This is a genomic window from Enterobacter sp. T2, assembly GCF_010692925.1.
In the GTDB taxonomy this organism is placed as follows: domain Bacteria; phylum Pseudomonadota; class Gammaproteobacteria; order Enterobacterales; family Enterobacteriaceae; genus Enterobacter; species Enterobacter kobei.
On sequence record NZ_CP048736.1, the window covers coordinates 1,470,378 to 1,488,041 of the forward strand.

Here is a 17,664-nt window from a genome sequence, read left to right on the forward strand (position 1 = left end):
TCTCCCACAGGGAGAGGGAGCAAACACTAAAACGGCAACCTGAAGGTTGCCGTTTGCTTTAACCTCCACAAACCTCACACCCCGGATTACGCATCAGCTTCATCTCGCGGAACTGGCAGGTCATCGCGTCAAACATCACGATTTTTCCTGCGGCAGGCGTACCGTAATGTGCCAGCACTTTAATCGCTTCCATCGCCTGCAGCGACCCAATCACGCCGACGAGCGGCGCCATCACGCCCGCCTCAACGCAGGTTAGCGCATTCTCACCAAACAGACGGCTCAGACAGCGGTAGCAGGGGGCCCCCTCCGCATAGGTGAAGACGCTGATCTGCCCCTCCATGCGGATCGCCGCACCGGAGACCAGCGGGGTTGTGTGGGCAAAACAGCCTGCATTAAGCTGGTTACGAACGGCGACGTTATCGGTGCAGTCGAGCACCAGATCGTGCTGCGCAATCTGCGCAAATAACGCCTCGTCATCCAGCATCGCATCAAGCAGGGTGAACTGAACGTTGGGGTTGATGCGCGCCAGCGTAGCCCGGGCGGATTCCACTTTTGGCTGGCCAATGGTCGCGTCGCTGTGCAGCGTCTGGCGCTGCAGGTTAGACACCGATACGGTATCAAAATCCAGCAGCGTCATCCTGCCCACGCCCGCCGCGGCCAGGTATTGCGCAGCGGCGCAGCCGAGCCCGCCGAGGCCAACAACCAGCACGCTGGCCGCCTTGAGTGCTTCCTGTCCCTCGAAATCAAATCCGCGCAGGACAATCTGGCGGTTGTAGCGCATCATCTCCTGGTCGCTCAGTTCCACCGTCATGTCAGCCTCCGAACAGGTGGTTGAAGCGCTCTACCTCAACCCATTCACCCGCTTCCACGTTGCCGCGCTCGCGCTCCAGCACGATAAAGCAGTTGCCCAGGCTGAAGGAGCTGAAAATGTGCGAACCCTGGTGCCCGGTCGTGCTGACTTCCAGCTCACCGTGCGCGTTATGCGCCAGAATGCCGCGCTGGAAATCAAGCCGACCCGGCGATTTTTTCAGGCGCGTCGCGGCGCGCACGCGCAGGCGTTCCGGCAGCGGGCTGGCGGCGTTGCCGGAAAGCTTCGCCAGCAGCGGGATCACCAGCTGGTAAAAGGTGAGTGCCGCTGAGACCGGGTTACCCGGCAGACCGCAGAACCAGCTGTGCGGAAGCTTGCCAAACGCGAACGGTTTGCCCGGTTTGATTGCCAGCTTCCAGAAGGCGATTTCGCCCAGCTCTTCAAGAAGGGTTTTGGTGTAATCCGCTTCCCCCACGGAGACGCCGCCGGAGCTGATGACCACATCGGCGGATTGATCCGCCTCAATAAATGCCGCGCGCAGTTTTTCCGGATCGTCAGGAATGATGCCGAGATTAATCACTTCGCAGCCCAGCTGCTCCAGCATCAGGTGGACTGCCAGCCGGTTGGTGTCGTAAATCTGACCGTCCTGCAGCGGCTGGCCCGGAAGCTGCAGCTCGTCACCGGTGGAGAACACCGCGACGCGCACTTTCCGGATAACGTCAATGTCCGCGATGCCGAGCGAGGCCAGCACCGGCAGCTCCGCCACCGTCAGCTTCTGCCCGGCGGCAAAGACCGTTGCGCCAAGGGTAATGTCCTCGCCGGTACGGCGGATGTTCTGGCCCGCTTTGACGCTGGCGGTAAAACGCACGCCGTCGTCCGTCTGTTCGGTTTCTTCCTGCATCACCACGGCATCGCAGCCTGGCGGAACCGGCGCGCCGGTCATGATGCGCACGCAGGTGCCTACAGGCCATTCACCGCTAAACGGCTGACCGGCAAAGGCTTTACCCGCCACCGGCAGGGCGTTGCCCGTCTGGAGGTCCGCCAGGCGTACCGCATAACCGTCCATCGCGGAATTATCGAACCCCGGCACGTTAAGCGGAGAGACGATATCGCGCGCGGCGATTCGGCCAAAACAGCGCACGAGGGGCAGCGTTTCGACGTCTTGCAGCGGGGAAAGTCGGTCAAGCATCTGCGTGAGTGCCGTCTCAAGCGGCATCAGTCCGGCGGTAAAATCCATGGTGGGCTCCTGAGGAGTAACAACGAAAGCGTCCATTATGGCAGAAAAGTGCGGCTAACTGTATGACCCGATGGGTGTACGCTTTACATCACAGTTGCGTCTTTCTATATTCAAAAATCATCTGAAGTTTCATCGACGATAATGATATTTATAGAAAAAGCCGCGAATCAGGCTAACGGGTGATGCGAATGGTTAATGCGGTAATCGCAATTCATGGTGGCGCAGGGGCAATCACCCGTGCACAGCTCAGTCCTGAGCAGGAAAAGCGTTATATTGACGCGCTGTACGCCATTGTTGAAACAGGTCAAAAAATGCTGGAAGCGGGCGAGAGCGCGCTGGATGTGGTCACCGAGGCGGTGCGTCTGCTGGAGGAGTGTCCGCTCTTTAATGCAGGTATCGGTTCAGTCTTTACCCGGGATGAAACCCACGAGCTGGATGCCTGCGTGATGGACGGCGTCACCCTTAAGGCAGGCGCCGTGGCGGGAGTGAGTCGTCTGCGCAATCCGGTGCTGGCAGCGCGTCTGGTAATGGAAGAGAGCCCGCACGTGCTGCTGACGGGCTCCGGGGCGGAGGCGTTTGCCTTCGGTCACGGAATGGAACCGGTCTCGCCAGATCTGTTTTCCACGGACGCGCGTTTTCAACAGCTGCTGGAAGCCCGTTCGGCGGGCATGACGCAGCTTGACCATACTGCGCCGCTGGATGAAACCACCAAAATGGGCACGGTTGGCGCGGTGGCGCTTGATAAAGCCGGTAACCTCGCGGCGGCGACCTCCACGGGCGGCATGACCAACAAGCTGCCCGGACGCGTCGGCGACAGCCCGTTGCCGGGTGCTGGCTGCTATGCCAACAACGCCACGGCCGCCGTCTCCTGTACGGGCACCGGCGAAGTCTTTATTCGCGCACTCGCGGCCTACGACATCACCGCCCTAATGGACTACGGCGGTTTAAGCCTGAGCGAGGCCTGCGAGCGTGTGGTAATGGAAAAATTGCCTGCTCTGGGCGGCGTTGGCGGCCTAATTGCCGTGGACCGTGAGGGCAACGTGGCCCTGCCGTTTAACAGCGAAGGGATGTATCGCGCCTGGGGTTACGCCGGTGATGAACCGAGCACGGGCATCTATCGTGAATAAGGGGGCCGCGCGTGCCGCACAGTGAAGAGCTGGACAACGGCGAAGTACTGGCTGTCCATCAGCTGAATATTGCGTTTCAGGAAGAGCGGCAGTTCATCCCCGCAGTAGAAAATTTATCGTTCTCGCTCAGACGCGGCGAGACGCTGGCAATTGTTGGCGAATCCGGTTCCGGTAAATCGGTCACCGCGCTGGCGCTGATGCGTCTGCTGGAACAGACGGGCGGGCAAATCAGCAGCGAGAAGATGCTCCTGCGCCGCCGTAATCGTCAGGTCATTGATTTAAACGAGCTGAGCGGCGCGCAGATGCAGGGCGTGCGCGGGGCAGATATTGCGATGATCTTTCAGGAGCCGATGACTTCGCTTAACCCGGTTTTCCCGGTAGGGGAACAGATTGCCGAGTCCATCCGGCTGCATCAGGGGCTAAGCGGCGATGAGGCGCTCAACGAAGCCAGAAGGATGCTGGAGCTGGTGCGCATTCCCGAGGCGCAGGCCATTCTGGGACGTTACCCGCATCAGCTTTCCGGCGGTATGCGCCAGCGGGTGATGATTGCCATGGCGCTCTCCTGCCGTCCGGCGGTACTGATTGCGGATGAACCGACAACGGCGCTGGACGTGACGATTCAGGCGCAGATCCTGCAGCTTATCAAAGTGCTGCAGCAAGAGATGGAGATGGGGGTGATATTTATCACCCACGATATGGGCGTGGTGGCTGACATCGCCGACCGGGTGCTGGTGATGCACAAGGGCAACGCGGTGGAAACCGGCAAGGTCGAACAGATTTTTCATGCCCCTGTGCATCCTTATACTAAAGCGCTGCTGGCGGCGGTGCCGCGTCTTGGCGCGATGAACGGCAGCGACCTGCCGCGTCGTTTTCCGCTGATTTCCCTTGAAGCGACAGGGCAGCAGGAGGATGAACGCGAGCAGGATACCGTGGTGCCGGGCAAACCCATTCTTGAAGTGCGCGACCTGGTGACCCGTTTTCCGCTGCGCAGCGGGATTTTCAATCGCCTGAAGCGCGAAGTCCACGCGGTCGAAAACGTCAGCTTCGATTTATGGCCGGGCGAAACGCTGGCGCTGGTGGGGGAGTCCGGCTGCGGGAAATCCACCACCGGACGCGCACTGCTCCGGCTGGTTGAGACGCAGGAAGGGACAATCACCTTTAACGGCGAACGAATCGACACCCTGCCAGACAACAAATTACAGGCGGTACGCCGGGATATTCAGTTTATTTTCCAGGATCCGTATGCCTCCCTCGATCCGCGCCATACGGTGGGGTACTCCATTATGGAGCCGCTGCGGGTGCATAATCTGCTCGACGGCGAGGCGGCGCAGCGTCGCGTGGCCTGGCTGCTGGAGCGCGTCGGCCTCAAGCCGGAACATGCCTGGCGTTATCCGCACGAGTTTTCCGGCGGGCAGCGGCAGCGTATCTGCATTGCCCGTGCGCTGGCGCTGAACCCGAAAGTGGTGATTGCGGATGAATCCGTTTCGGCGCTGGATGTCTCAATCCGGGCGCAAATCATCAACTTATTGCTCGATTTACAGCGGGATATGGGCATCGCTTTCCTGTTTATCTCGCACGATATGGCGGTGGTCGAGCGCATCAGCCATCGCGTGGCGGTGATGTTCATGGGGCAAATCGTGGAGATAGGTCCGCGAAGGGCAGTGTTTGAGAACCCGCAACATCCTTACACTCGCAAGCTTATCGCGGCGGTACCGGTTGCTGACCCCGCGCATCGTCACGGCCAGCGCGTGCTGCTGCAGGATGAAATGCCGAGCAATATTCGCAAACGCGGCGAGGCCGTGGAGCGCGTGACGCTGCGCGAAGTCGGGCCGGGTCATTTCGTCGCTCCCCCGCGTCAGGACAATGCGTTTTCGCGGTTATAACTTACAACAGGCAGGAGAACACAATGGTTACTTTTGTAGCGCGTAGATGGTTGTTAGCCGCGAGCGTGACGGCAGCCCTGGCCGCTGCCCCCGCGTTCGCTGCCAAAGATGTGGTGGTTGCTGTCGGCTCCAACTTCACCACGCTGGATCCGTATGACGCCAACGATACGCTTTCCCAGGCGGTAGCGAAATCGTTCTATCAGGGGCTGTTCGGCCTGGATAACGAGATGAAGCTCAAAAATGTTCTGGCGCAGGGGTATACCGTCTCCGACGACGGTCTGGTCTATACCATCAAGCTTCGTTCCGGCGTGAAGTTCCAGGACGGTACCGATTTCAATGCGGAGGCGGTAAAAGTCAACCTTGACCGTGCCAGCAACCCGGAAAACAGCCTGAAGCGCTATAACCTTTATAAAAACATCGCCAGCACCGAGGCGGTGGATCCGACGACGGTCAAAATCACGCTGAAAGCGCCATTCTCGGCGTTTATCAATATACTGGCGCACCCGGCAACGGCGATGATCTCGCCTGCCGCGTTGAAAAAGTACGGCAAGGAGATTGGCTTCCACCCGGTCGGTACCGGCCCGTACGAGCTGCTCACCTGGAACCAGACCGATTTTGTGAAGGTGAAGAAATTCCCAGGGTACTGGCAGAAAGGGCTGCCGAAGCTGGACACCATCACCTGGCGTCCGGTGGTGGATAACAATACCCGCGCAGCGATGCTGCAAACGGGTGAGGCGCAGTTTGCTTTCCCCATCCCGTATGAGCAGGCCGCTATTCTGCAGAAAAACAGCAAGCTGGAGCTGGTGGCCAGTCCGTCGATCATGCAGCGCTATATCAGCATGAACGTCACGCAGAAGCCGTTTGATAACCCAAAGGTACGTGAAGCCATCAACTATGCGATTAACCGTCAGGCGCTGGTGAAGGTCGCTTTTGCGGGCTATGCCACCCCGGCGACCGGCGTGCTGCCTCCGGCCATTGCGTATGCGCAAAGCTATCAGCCGTGGCCGTACGATCCGGCTAAAGCGCGCGAGCTGCTCAAAGAGGCGGGCTTCCCGAACGGTTTCAGCACCACGCTGTGGTCGTCGCATAATCACAGTACCGCCCAGAAGGTGCTGCAGTTCACCCAGCAGCAGCTGGCGCAGGTGGGCATCAAGGTGCAGGTCACCGCGATGGATGCCGGTCAGCGGGCCGCCGAGGTCGAGGGGAAAGGGCAGAAAGAGAGCGGCGTGCGGATGTTCTATACCGGCTGGTCGGCGTCGACCGGTGAAGCCGACTGGGCGCTTGCACCGCTGTTTGCTTCGCAAAACTGGCCGCCAACCCTGTTTAACACCGCGTTTTACAGCAATCCGCAGGTGGACAACGATCTGGCCGATGCCCTGAAAACCACTAAACCGGAAGAGAAAGCGCGCCTCTACAAAGACGCCCAGGACCTTATCTGGAAAGAGTCGCCGTGGGTACCGCTGGTGGTGGAGAAACTGGTTTCAGCCCATAACAAAGCGCTGACCGGGTTCTACATCATGCCGGATACGGGCTTTAGCTTTGACGATGCGGATTTAAAATAACACTCATGCTGAATTATGTTTGTAAACGCTTGCTTGGGCTTATCCCGACGCTGCTGATTGTGGCGATACTGGTATTTTTGTTTGTGCATATGCTGCCGGGCGATCCGGCGCGTCTGGTTGCCGGGCCGGAAGCAGATGCCGCCGTCATTGAGCTGGTGCGCAAGCAGCTGGGCCTCGATCAGCCACTGTATATGCAGTTTCTTCATTACATTTGCAACGTTCTGCAGGGCGATTTTGGCATCTCGATGGTGTCGCGTCGTCCGGTAGCGGAGAAAATCGCCAGCCGCTTTATGCCCACGTTCTGGCTAACGATTGCTAGTATGAGCTGGGCAGTGGTGTTTGGGCTGGGCGCCGGGATTGTTGCGGCGGTCTGGCGCAACCGCTGGCCGGATAAGCTCGGTATGGCGCTGGCGGTCACCGGTATCTCTTTTCCGGCGTTCGCGCTGGGGATGCTGCTGATGCAAATCTTCTCCGTTGAGCTGGGCTGGCTGCCGACCGTTGGGGCCGATACCTGGAAGCATTACATTCTGCCCTCTATGACGCTGGGGGCTGCCGTCTCGGCGGTAATGGCCCGCTTTACCCGCGCCTCCTTCGTTGACGTGCTGAGTGAAGATTATATTCGCACCGCGCGGGCGAAAGGGGTCAGCGAGAAGTGGGTCATTCTTAAGCACGGGTTTCGTAATGCGATGATCCCGGTGGTGACGATGATGGGGCTGCAGTTTGGCTTTCTGCTGGGCGGCTCTATCGTCGTGGAAAAGGTCTTCAACTGGCCGGGGCTTGGGCGTCTGCTGGTCGATTCGGTCGAGATGCGCGACTACCCGGTAATTCAGGCGGAAGTCCTGCTTTTCTCCCTGGAGTTTATTCTTATCAATTTAGTGGTGGATGTGCTCTACGCCGCCATTAACCCGGCCATCAGGTATAAGTAAAATGCGATTGTTGAACTGGCGACGTCAGGCCGTTTTAAACGCTATGCCGGGGCTGAAACCGGAGCATATCCGCACGCCGTGGTCGGAATTCTGGCGGCGTTTTCGCCGTCAGCCGGTCGCCATGACGGCGGGGCTGTTTGTGCTGCTGCTGATTGCGGTGGCCATCGTTGCACCCTGGGTGGCGCCGTTTGATGCGGAAAACTATTTTGACTACGACCGCCTGAACGATGGGCCGTCCATGCTCCACTGGTTCGGCGTGGATTCCCTTGGGCGCGATATCTTCAGCCGCGTGCTGGTGGGGGCGCAAATCTCGCTTGCCGCCGGGGTGTTTGCGGTACTGATCGGCGCGGCAATCGGTACCGTGCTGGGTCTCGTCGCCGGATATTACGAAGGCTGGTGGGACCGCATCATCATGCGAATCTGCGACGTGCTGTTTGCCTTCCCCGGTATTCTGCTGGCCATTGCCGTGGTGGCCATTATGGGCAGCGGCATGGCGAACGTGATTATTGCCGTTGCGGTATTTTCGATTCCCGCCTTTGCCCGCCTTGTGCGCGGCAACACGCTGGTGCTTAAACAGCAGACGTTTATCGAGTCCGCCCGCAGCATGGGGGCCAGCGATGCCACCATTCTGTTCAGCCATATTCTGCCGGGAACGGTGTCGTCTATTGTGGTCTATTTCACCATGCGCATCGGCGTGTCGATTATTTCTGCGGCCAGCCTGTCGTTTCTGGGGTTAGGCGCACAGCCACCGACGCCGGAGTGGGGCGCGATGCTGAACGAGGCGAGGGCAGATATGGTGATTGCCCCGCACGTGGCAATCTTCCCGAGTCTGGCGATTTTCCTGACCGTGCTGGCGTTTAACCTGCTGGGGGATGGGCTGCGCGACGCGCTGGATCCGAGGATTAAGGGGTAGGGCAGTGGAATGTGCCGGGTGGCGGCTACGCCTTACCCGGCCTGGAAATGAGGTGCAGTGCGATTAAACCCGGCTACCCCACAGGTCATATTCGTCCGCGTTTTCAACCTTCACGCGAATAATATCACCCGGCTTAACGCGAGTTTCGCCGTTCAGGTACACCGCGCCGTCGATTTCAGGGGCATCCGCCATGCTGCGGCCAATTGCGCCTTCTTCGTCCACTTCGTCAATGATAACCATGATCTCACGGCCCACTTTCTCCTGCAGACGTTCAGCAGAGATCTGCTGTTGCAGCTGCATAAAGCGGTTCCAGCGCTCTTCTTTCACCTCTTCGGGCACCTGATCCGCCAGTTCGTTGGCGGTTGCGCCTTCAACCGGGCTGTACTTGAAGCAGCCTACGCGGTCCAGACGCGCTTCTTTCAGGAAATCGAGCAGCATCTGGAAATCTTCTTCGGTTTCACCCGGGAAGCCGACGATGAAGGTTGAGCGCAGGGTCAGATCCGGGCAGATTTCGCGCCACTGTTTAATGCGTGCCAGCTGACGGTCAACGGAGCCAGGACGTTTCATCAGCTTCAGGATACGCGGACTGGCGTGCTGCAGCGGGATGTCCAGATACGGCAGGATTTTGCCTTCCGCCATCAACGGAATGACGTCGTCAACGTGCGGATATGGGTAGACGTAATGCAGACGCGTCCAGATCCCCAGCTTCGCGAGCTGCTCGCACAGGCCCACCATGCTGGTTTTCACCGGCTCGCCGTTGTGGAAACCGGAACGGTGCTTCACGTCTACGCCGTAAGCAGAGGTATCCTGGGAAATCACCAGCAGTTCTTTCACGCCAGCATCGGCCAGACGTTTAGCTTCCGCCAGCACGTCGCCAATCGGACGACTCACCAGATCGCCACGCATGGACGGGATGATGCAGAAGGTGCAGCGATGGTTGCAGCCTTCGGAAATTTTCAGGTAAGCGTAGTGACGCGGCGTCAGCTTCACGCCCTGTTCCGGCACCAGGCTCAGGAACGGATTGTGCTTTGGTTTTGGCACGTAGTGATGAACATGTTCCAGCACCTGCTCGTAACTGTGCGGGCCAGTGATCTCCAGCACCTTCGGATGCACTTCGCGGATCTGGTCCTCTTTCGCGCCCAGACAGCCGGTCACAATGACTTTGCCGTTTTCCGTCAGGGCTTCACCGATGGCTTCCAGGGACTCCTGAACCGCGCTGTCAATAAACCCGCAGGTGTTCACAATCACCATATCGGCGTTGTCGTAGCTTGGCACCACGTCATAGCCTTCGGTACGAAGTTCGGTAAGGATGCGTTCGGAATCCACCAGGTTTTTCGGGCAGCCGAGGGAGACGAAGCCGATTTTCGGCGGGTGCGTAACATTGCTCATAGGTTAAAAATTGTTCGATTTTTGGAATGGTCAGGCAGGGATTCTACAGAGGTTGGGGGGAAATTTGTACTGAAGAATTGCGCTCGATGCAGGTTTTCGGTGCCAATCGATTTTTCTGGTTAAGAAACGATGTTTTGCTTAGAACAAATACTTGTTGAACGTATGGTTATTGCTTGTAAAATGACCGACAGGAGTGTTTTTTATAATAAGTAGAGTGACTTATGACAAAACGGCTGGCCAAAATGGGGGATAAGACTTCATACGGGAAGATAGTGTCAGCAACATCTGGGTGTATTGATGGTGTAGACCATCTGGTACTGGATGGGGATAAAGCATTTTGCAACCAATGCAAAGGGAGTTTTCCGATACAGGGGAGTGCAAGTGGCTGGCTGAATCCTGGCGCAAAATGTCATGTTGCGCACTGCGATAAGGTTCTATGCAAGTGTCCTGATAATTATGTATTTGCCTCTTCCAACTTTTTCACTGGTGGAGCAGGGTCCCAATCTGCTTCAAACGTCCATTCAGGCTTAACCAGTGTCTTGCAGGAACTAGCTAAGTCTTCTGTTTCCACGATTACTCCTGTTTACGCTAAATCTCGTCAGCGAGGCGAAGGTTGTACCGACGCAGGAACAGATCAGGAATCCGTTGATAATTTCGGTTATGCAGGCTATTTCCGGGCGAGTCCTCAACCGGAACAAACAGAATCGGAACCCGTCCAACACGCGCAGGCTGCAAAGAAACTCAAACCAGCCGAACCGACTCCACCACCAGAAGATAACCGCGCGTGGTATAAGCGCCTTTTCAGTTCCTCGGATGCCCCCAAAGCGTCTGCGACTGCAGGTATGGCAACAGCAAGGGCCGCGACTACAGCAGGGATCGCCACTGATGCAGCAATTGAGGCCGGATACGCAGCAGTGCAGAAAATTGGAGGAAATCTTTCGACGGCTGGTCGCTGGATAGCCCCGAGTCCTCCAACCGTTTTTCTGTTTGGCATGTTCTACTCGCCAAAGCTCAACAGTGGCGAACAGGACTACATTAATAAAATGCGCCTTGAGCAGGCCGCACGGAATAAAGAAGATGTTCCGACCCGTGTTCGCTTTCGCTGGGAGGCTGACCAGTTCGGCATTATGAGGCCGAAAGGCTTCCATGTAAGCGCCGGAGGCGGACTGGACCGAGTGCCAGTGCGCATGCTTCATAAGAACACCACCACCGGGAACTATGAGTTCTGGGAGGATGGCGCAGATAAGCCGATAGTCGTTTGGACTCCTGACGATCCGGGATATTCTTCCCCGACCAATACCGGCAGCCAGGACAACGTCTATATTCCTCCGAATGTACTGGTTTACCCGGAAAGTGAAATCAACAGCCTATGGTCAACAGTTACCCTAGCACCGGGAGAACGTTCATTCCGGGATTATATTCTGGTGCATCCAGCAGGGACCTTTGATCCGATTTATGTCTATCTGAATGCGGATCACAAATACCACACTGCACCAAAAGGGACCCCACCATTACCAGCATTCCCTGATGCGAAAAGAGCACCACGTAAGACAGCTATTCAAGGTGGCGGACAACTTCGGGCAAGATGGAAAGATGCCAAAGGTAAAATTTATGAATGGGATTCTCAACATGGCACAGTCGAAGTTTATGACCGTTCGGGCCGCAACCATTTAGGAGAGTTCAATCACATAACAGGTGAGCAAACCAAGCCAGCAGATCCAACCAGAAAGGTAGAAAAGTGATGGTAATCTATTCTGTGGAAGTCTTTGATAAACAAAGCGAAGAATTGGTTTTAGAGGTTGAGATCCCTAAGAGCAAACTGAAAGGAGTTGCTGCTATTATGGGGTGGGGGTCGGATGACGAAGAGGCATTTGTCAAAGGCATCGCAGGGTTCAATGTTAGCCAAACACAGGCATTGGATTTAGAAAATTTACTCGGCGAAAAATTCTATTCTAAAGACGTTATCGTGCAAATCGCTGGCGGAGAAATATCTTGAAGCGGTCATTTCGTGGCTACACAGAAAGTGAATTCTTGGAGTTTGTTCGTTCAGTCTAAAATGTTGCGGATACTTCAAAATGTGAAGATATCAAAAACATACTGGAGTTTAAGCGCCTGACCCAACATCCTGACGGCTCTGACATCATTTTTTATCCCCGAGATGACCGCGAAGATAGTCCTAAAGGAGTTGTTCAAGAGGTCTAAGGATGACGCAAAGCCAATGTTAAACCGGGCTTTCTTGAGAAATGAGCCTTTGACACTAAGCATTAAATGTTGATTAAAAGCGCCGGGTTTTTATCACGGCGTTTTTGCGTCAGGGTCAGAACTACCGGGGTTTAGAGCCAAGGCAGCAACGTATTATTTTCGCCCTTTAGGCAGCCGAGGGAGACGAAGCCGATTTTCGGCGGATGCGTAACATTGCTCATAGGTTAAAAATTCATCAATTATGGAGTTATCAGGCCGGGATTTTACAGCGTATCGCGTGGGATTTATACACTCTTTGCAAGCGGGATGTGCCGGGCAGAGGTTGTAACATTGTAAATAATGTTAATCAGTTAAGAATAATTGATCTCAGGCATTAAACTGTACAAAAAATGAACTTATTCTGACTGTGCAACATGGCTGACAGAGGAGGAAATAGCATGTCCGTTGACAGACTGAAACGCGATCTGCTTAACAAGCTGATCAACGCCCGAATCGACCTGGCCGCTTATCTGCAGCTCAGGAAGGCCAAAGGCTATATGTCAGTCAGCGAAAGCGAACATCTGCGTGATAATCTGTTTGAACTTTGCAATTTCATGCGTGAAAAAGCACCGATCCTGAGGGCGGAATACGATGAATGCGAGTTAATGGCGCTGCGTCGTGCCGCTGAGGTGCTCTCCATTGCCGGGGTATGTTTGATGAACGGACGCCACGACTGCCCGAATTTTATCGCTGTAAACGCGGAGAAGCTTGAAAACTGCCTGACAACGCTCTCTCTATGCATCATGTGTCTGTCCGAGCACGAGAAGCTTGAACAACACTGAGCCCGGGGGAGGCAACTCCCCCTTCTGATTAAGCTTTTGTAAAAGTGGTAACGCGCCCGGAGGTACTGGCTAATCTTTATGCCATATGCCGAAAAAGGAGCGCGTCATGCCACGATCCTCGTTGATTTTCCTTCCTGCGTTGTGCTTTTCCTTTTCACTTCTTGCGGCGCCAGAGGCGGTGAAGGTCGAGGTGCTGCAAAACCGACTCGATCACCCCTGGTCGATGGCGTTCCTGCCGGACAATAAAGGGCTTCTAGTCACCCTCAAGGGCGGGCAGCTCAAACACTGGCAGACCGGAAAAGGGCTTTCCGATCCCATTGTTGGCGTTCCGAAGGTCTGGGCGAACGGTCAGGGAGGACTGCTGGACGTGGTGCTGGCGCCGGATTTTGCAACGTCGCGCCGCGTCTGGCTGAGTTACGCCGAAGCAGGGCATGACGGCAAAGCCGGAACGACGGTGGGTTATGGCCGCTTAAGCGACGATCTTTCCCGCATCGAGGCATTCCAGGTCGTGTTCCGCCAGATGCCGAAACTCTCGACCGGTAACCATTTTGGCGGACGGCTGGTGTTTGACGGCAAAGGCTACCTCTTTATCGGACTCGGCGAGAACAACCAGCGCCCGACGGCGCAGGACCTGGACAAGCTGCAGGGGAAAGTGGTGCGCCTGACCGAGGACGGTAAAGTCCCTGCGGATAACCCCTTTGTGAACACCGCCGGCGCACGGCCGGAAATCTGGTCTTATGGCATTCGCAACCCGCAGGGAATGGCGATGAATCCGTGGAGCGACACGCTCTGGCTGAACGAACATGGCCCGCGCGGCGGGGATGAAATCAATATCCCGGAGAAAGGCAAAAATTACGGCTGGCCGCTGGCGACACACGGCATTAATTACAGTGGCCTGAAAATCCCCGAAGCCAAAGGTGAACACGTCGAGGGAACCGAGAAGCCGCTGTTTGTCTGGAAAGTCTCGCCCGCGGTCAGCGGCATGGCGTTCTACAACAGCGACGTTTTTCCGCAGTGGAAAAACAAACTGTTTATTGGGGCGCTAAAGGAGAAAGACGTTATCGTCCTGAGCGTGGAGGGCAACAAGGTCACGGAGGACGGGCGCATCCTGGGCGATCGAGATCAACGTATTCGCGATGTGCGGGTGGGGCCTGACGGGTATCTGTATGTGCTCACCGATGAAACGGACGGGCAACTGCTAAAAGTCAGCCCGTCCGGTGCGTAATCAGGTGACCGGAATCATCACCACGTTGCGATACGCCGGACGCTCGCTCAGTTGCTTGAGCCAGCGTTCAAGGTGAGGGCGCGGCGTCCAGTTCAGCCCCATATTGGTCAGGTTCCAGACAAACGGCGCCACGGCAATATCCCCCACGCCGAACGTCTCGCCGGAGAACCAGGCGTGCTTCGCCAGTTCGTCATCCATTATGGCAAACAGGTTTTCACAGGCATCCTGAGCGGCATGAATAGCAGGATAGTCGCGCTCGGCCTCGGGGGTTCTCACCAGTCCCATCAGGATCACCCGGTGAACAGGAGAGAACGTCTGGTTTGCCCAGTCCATCCACTTTTCACCCTGGGCGCGCTGCGCCGGGTTTTCAACCCACAGACGGCCAAGACCGTACTGGGCGGCGAGGTAGCGCACAATGGTGTTAGATTCCCAAAGCGTTGCGTCTGTTTCGTCATCGCGCAGCAGCGGCACCAGGCCGTTCGGGTTCATCGCCAGATAGTCGGCCTCTCTGTTTACCCCGAATGCCATGCCAGCCATGATTTGATTAAACGGTAAATCCAGCTCTTCCAGCGTCCAGAGCACTTTCTTCACGTTGGTCGAATTGTTCCTGCCCCACAGCGTAATCATATTTACTCCTGATGAGTTGTGAATCCGGGTCACCTTTTTCGCCATGGTGAGATAAACCTAACAATTACGCAACAGAAGACAAAAAAATCGCCTGAATCAAAGCGTAAATGAATGTTATTGCATAAACTTTAATAACTTTACCCTCGCTGGGTTTCTTTCACCGTTTTAGTGCGCTATTACTCATCGCTTCTTGCGACACGGTGATGTGACGTAATTTTTGAATGGACACTCGGGTGGCATTTATGACGCGAAAAATGACTTCTCTGCGCAGCCTGGCGGCAGGCTCTGCGCTCCTTTTCCTGTTTGCACCAACTCTCTACGCAGCAGAACAGGCTGCGCCCGAAGCGCCACCGGTGGATGCGCGCGCCTGGATCCTGATGGACTATGCCAGCGGGAAAGTGCTGGCGGAAGGCAATGCCGATGAGAAACTCGATCCGGCCAGCCTGACCAAGATCATGACCAGCTATGTGGTCGGCCAGGCCTTGAAAGCCGGTAAGATCAAGCTGGACGATATGGTCACCATCGGAAAGGACGCCTGGGCGACCGGCAACCCCGCGCTGCGCGGGTCATCGGTGATGTTCCTGAAGCCAGGGGATCAGGTGTCCGTTTCCGATCTGAATAAAGGGGTAATTATTCAGTCGGGAAATGACGCGTGTATCGCGCTGGCCGATTATGTGGCCGGCAGTCAGGATTCTTTCATTGGTTTGATGAATGGCTATGCGCAGAAACTCGGCTTAACCAACACGACATTCAAAACGGTTCACGGCCTGGATGCGCCGGGACAGTTCAGTACCGCGCGCGACATGGCGCTGTTGGGGAAAGCGCTGATCCACGACGTACCGGATGAATACGCGATCCACAAAGAGAAAGAGTTTACCTTCAACAAAATTCGCCAGCCGAACCGTAACCGTCTCCTGTGGAGCAGCAACGTTAACGTGGACGGCATGAAGACCGGCACCACGGCGGGCGCGGGCTATAACCTGGTGGCCTCTGCGACGCAGGGCGACATGCGTTTGATCTCGGTTGTGCTGGGCACCAAAACCGACCGCATCCGGTTTAACGAATCAGAAAAACTGCTGACCTGGGGCTTCCGTTTCTATGAAACCGTGACGCCGATTAAACCGGATGCCACGTTCGTCAGCCAGCGCGTCTGGTTTGGGGACAAGAGTGAAGTGAATCTCGGGGCGGGAGAAGCCGGTTCCGTGACCATTCCACGCGGTCAGCTGAAAAACCTGAAGGCCAGCTATACCCTGACCGACCCGCAGCTCACCGCGCCGTTGAAAAAAGGCCAGGTGGTCGGGACGATTGATTTCCAGTTAAACGGTAAGTCAATTGAACAGCGTCCGCTGATCGTGATGGAAGCGGTAGAAGAGGGTGGCTTCTTCAGCCGGATGTGGGATTTCGTATTGATGAAATTCCACAGCTGGTTTGGCAGCTGGTTCAGCTAATCCATCATGCTTTTCTCCCTCTCCCTGTGGGAGGGGTGAGGGCATCAGACCGCACCCCTCTCAATACATCAACTTCACCTGCTGCGCCTTCGCATGGGCCACAATTTCCTCATCCGGGCGGCAATCGCTGACGATGGCGTCAAACTGCGCCAGCTCGCCCATTCTTGCCGACCGCACTTTGCCAAATTTACTGTGATCGACCACCAGCACATGGTATTGCGCGGCGCTTAAAGCCCAGTGCTTTACCGGCAGCTCCTCCAGGTTAAAGCAGGTCGCCCCCTGACGCACATTCACGCCCGCGGCGGAATAGAACGCGATGTCCGGACATAAGTTGCTGAGCGTGTCCTGCAGGTTGAGCGGCTTAAAGATAGCGTTGCTGGCGTGAAACTCACCGCCGCAGAGGATCACCCGGCACTCGGGTTTCTCCTGCAGCGCCAGAAAGGTGTTCAGGGAGTAACACACGGCGGTAAAAGGAATACTGCTGTCGATGGCTTCGATAATCCACGGCGTGGTGGTGCCGCAGTCAAAAAACAGCGTCTGGTGCGGCTGTACCAGCGTGGCGGCCAGGCGCGCGGCTTTGCGTTTCTCTTCCACCAGACGCGTTTTCTGATCGCTTATCAGATAATGGCTGGCGCTACGCGGCTCAAGCACAATGTACCCGCCCAGCAGTACCACGGGAGCGCTGTCGCTGTTCAGATCACGACGAATGGTCATCTCTGAGACGCCGAGGAGGTTGGCGGCTTCCTTAAGATGCAGCTTATCACTACGCTTCAGCGCCTGAAGCAGCTGAGCTATGCGGTCATCGCGTCGTGTTTCCATAGTTCCTCAGGATAAAAAAAATGAGCCCCCGCAGGGCGGGGGCTCAGTGTAACCTTTCCGGTTGGGGTTAGTCACGTATCCAGCCTTTGCGGATCGGGAGGGCAAAAATGGCGCGATAAAGGGAAGAGAGCCCCCGGTAGAGCGCTTCACCGAAGAGATTCCACAGGATTGCCGCGCTCACGCAGCCAATCAGTCCTACCAGGAAACCGCCGACCATATCCAGCGGCCAGTGGACGCCAAGATACACGCGGGACCAGGCAATCGCCGCGGCTGCCACCATCAGCACCGCACCAGACCACAGGCGATGCCAGAACAGGAAAGCCAGCGCGAAGGTGAAGATAACCGTACCGTGATCGCTCGGGAAGGAGTCATCCGGCGCGTGGTGCAGGAAGGTATAACCGACATGGTCGACAAAAGGACGATCGTGCGGGAACGCATGGCCGAGAATATAACTAACCAGTACGCTGACCCCGAGCGCCATCGCGACTTTGATCACCAACTGGCGCTGTGCCTTCACCTGGCTGCGAGGGCCCCAGAGCCAGAGGATAGCGGCCAGCACAGGCACGATACTAATCAGATCTTTTGCCAGGAAGGTGGCGAAATCAATCATCCACTCTGGCGAGGCCGGTGTGGCGTTGATCAGATAAAACAGCTGATAATTCAGATTCTCTAGCATA

The 17,664-nt window shown here is 56.4% G+C and carries 17 protein-coding genes; 11 read left to right on the forward strand and 6 right to left on the reverse strand.

The window, feature by feature from the left end; all coding sequences use genetic code 11:
- Positions 1–58 precede the first annotated feature (58 nt).
- Both moeB and moeA read right to left on the reverse strand, forming a co-directional pair.
- Positions 59–811 carry a molybdopterin-synthase adenylyltransferase MoeB gene (gene moeB, locus G0034_RS06955; RefSeq protein ID WP_179120655.1) on the reverse strand — a complete coding sequence of 251 codons (753 nt, stop codon included), beginning with the start codon at positions 809–811 and terminating at the stop codon, positions 59–61.
- Between the two features lies 1 nt (position 812).
- Positions 813–2,045: a molybdopterin molybdotransferase MoeA gene (gene moeA, locus G0034_RS06960; RefSeq protein WP_179120656.1), complete on the reverse strand. Its 1,233-nt coding sequence runs from the start codon at positions 2,043–2,045 to the stop codon at positions 813–815.
- A 188-nt stretch (positions 2,046–2,233) separates the two neighbouring features.
- Between moeA and iaaA the strand changes: the two genes are divergently transcribed.
- Genes iaaA through gsiD form a run of 5 tightly spaced genes read left to right on the forward strand, consistent with a single transcriptional unit; the run spans position 2,234 to position 8,456 of the window.
- Positions 2,234–3,172 carry a beta-aspartyl-peptidase gene (gene iaaA / locus G0034_RS06965; protein ID WP_023336973.1) on the forward strand — a complete coding sequence of 313 codons (939 nt, stop codon included), beginning with the start codon at positions 2,234–2,236 and terminating at the stop codon, positions 3,170–3,172.
- An 11-nt stretch (positions 3,173–3,183) separates the two neighbouring features.
- Positions 3,184–5,055 carry a glutathione ABC transporter ATP-binding protein GsiA gene (gene gsiA, locus G0034_RS06970; RefSeq protein WP_179120657.1) on the forward strand — a complete coding sequence of 624 codons (1,872 nt, stop codon included), beginning with the start codon at positions 3,184–3,186 and terminating at the stop codon, positions 5,053–5,055.
- Between the two features lie 23 nt (positions 5,056–5,078).
- Positions 5,079–6,617, forward strand: coding sequence for a glutathione ABC transporter substrate-binding protein GsiB (gene gsiB / locus G0034_RS06975; RefSeq protein WP_047026679.1), 1,539 nt, complete (start codon positions 5,079–5,081; stop codon positions 6,615–6,617).
- A 5-nt stretch (positions 6,618–6,622) separates the two neighbouring features.
- Complete coding sequence (gene gsiC, locus G0034_RS06980; RefSeq protein WP_179120658.1) at positions 6,623–7,543, forward strand: glutathione ABC transporter permease GsiC; 921 nt, start codon at positions 6,623–6,625, stop codon at positions 7,541–7,543.
- Between the two features lies 1 nt (position 7,544).
- Entirely contained in the window at positions 7,545–8,456 is a 912-nt protein-coding gene (gsiD, locus tag G0034_RS06985; RefSeq protein WP_014883135.1) for a glutathione ABC transporter permease GsiD, read from the forward strand.
- 63 nt (positions 8,457–8,519) lie between these two features.
- On the opposite strand, the gene rimO is transcribed toward gsiD, so the two are convergent.
- A complete protein-coding gene (gene rimO, locus G0034_RS06990) occupies positions 8,520–9,845 on the reverse strand; it encodes a 30S ribosomal protein S12 methylthiotransferase RimO (protein ID WP_045134211.1) in 1,326 nt (441 codons plus the stop codon).
- Positions 9,846–10,066: 221 nt separating this feature from the next.
- Between rimO and G0034_RS23305 the strand changes: the two genes are divergently transcribed.
- The 5 genes from G0034_RS23305 (at position 10,067) to G0034_RS07015 (ending at position 14,093) form a co-directional block, all read left to right on the forward strand.
- Complete coding sequence (locus G0034_RS23305) at positions 10,067–11,587, forward strand: colicin E3/pyocin S6 family cytotoxin (protein ID WP_200923393.1); 1,521 nt, start codon at positions 10,067–10,069, stop codon at positions 11,585–11,587.
- Positions 11,587–11,841, forward strand: a complete 255-nt coding sequence (locus G0034_RS07000) for a DUF7683 domain-containing protein (RefSeq protein WP_023332492.1) — start codon at positions 11,587–11,589, stop codon at positions 11,839–11,841. The genes G0034_RS23305 and G0034_RS07000 overlap by 1 nt, the downstream gene beginning before the upstream one ends.
- A 101-nt stretch (positions 11,842–11,942) precedes the next feature.
- Entirely contained in the window at positions 11,943–12,047 is a 105-nt protein-coding gene (locus tag G0034_RS23600) for a bacteriocin immunity protein (protein WP_487249874.1), read from the forward strand.
- A 437-nt stretch (positions 12,048–12,484) separates the two neighbouring features.
- A complete protein-coding gene (bssR, locus tag G0034_RS07010) occupies positions 12,485–12,868 on the forward strand; it encodes a biofilm formation regulator BssR (protein WP_023332493.1) in 384 nt (127 codons plus the stop codon).
- 106 nt (positions 12,869–12,974) lie between these two features.
- The gene (locus G0034_RS07015; protein ID WP_179120659.1) at positions 12,975–14,093 is read left to right on the forward strand and encodes a PQQ-dependent sugar dehydrogenase; all 1,119 of its coding nucleotides are present in this window, start codon (positions 12,975–12,977) and stop codon (positions 14,091–14,093) included.
- On the opposite strand, the gene G0034_RS07020 is transcribed toward G0034_RS07015, so the two are convergent.
- Positions 14,094–14,720: a glutathione S-transferase family protein gene (locus G0034_RS07020; protein WP_179120660.1), complete on the reverse strand. Its 627-nt coding sequence runs from the start codon at positions 14,718–14,720 to the stop codon at positions 14,094–14,096.
- 242 nt (positions 14,721–14,962) lie between these two features.
- Here G0034_RS07020 and dacC point away from each other — a divergent pair, with 242 nt between their 5' ends.
- Positions 14,963–16,168 (forward strand): serine-type D-Ala-D-Ala carboxypeptidase, encoded by a 1,206-nt coding sequence (dacC, locus tag G0034_RS07025; protein ID WP_045268580.1) that lies wholly within the window; start codon positions 14,963–14,965, stop codon positions 16,166–16,168.
- Between the two features lie 60 nt (positions 16,169–16,228).
- Here dacC and deoR read toward each other — a convergent pair whose 3' ends face one another.
- Together deoR and ybjG are read right to left on the reverse strand one after the other, a co-directional pair.
- Positions 16,229–16,987 (reverse strand): DNA-binding transcriptional repressor DeoR, encoded by a 759-nt coding sequence (gene deoR / locus G0034_RS07030; RefSeq protein WP_014883141.1) that lies wholly within the window; start codon positions 16,985–16,987, stop codon positions 16,229–16,231.
- Between the two features lie 67 nt (positions 16,988–17,054).
- Positions 17,055–17,663, reverse strand: a complete 609-nt coding sequence (ybjG, locus tag G0034_RS07035; protein WP_023338185.1) for an undecaprenyl-diphosphate phosphatase — start codon at positions 17,661–17,663, stop codon at positions 17,055–17,057.
- Position 17,664 lies beyond the last annotated feature (1 nt).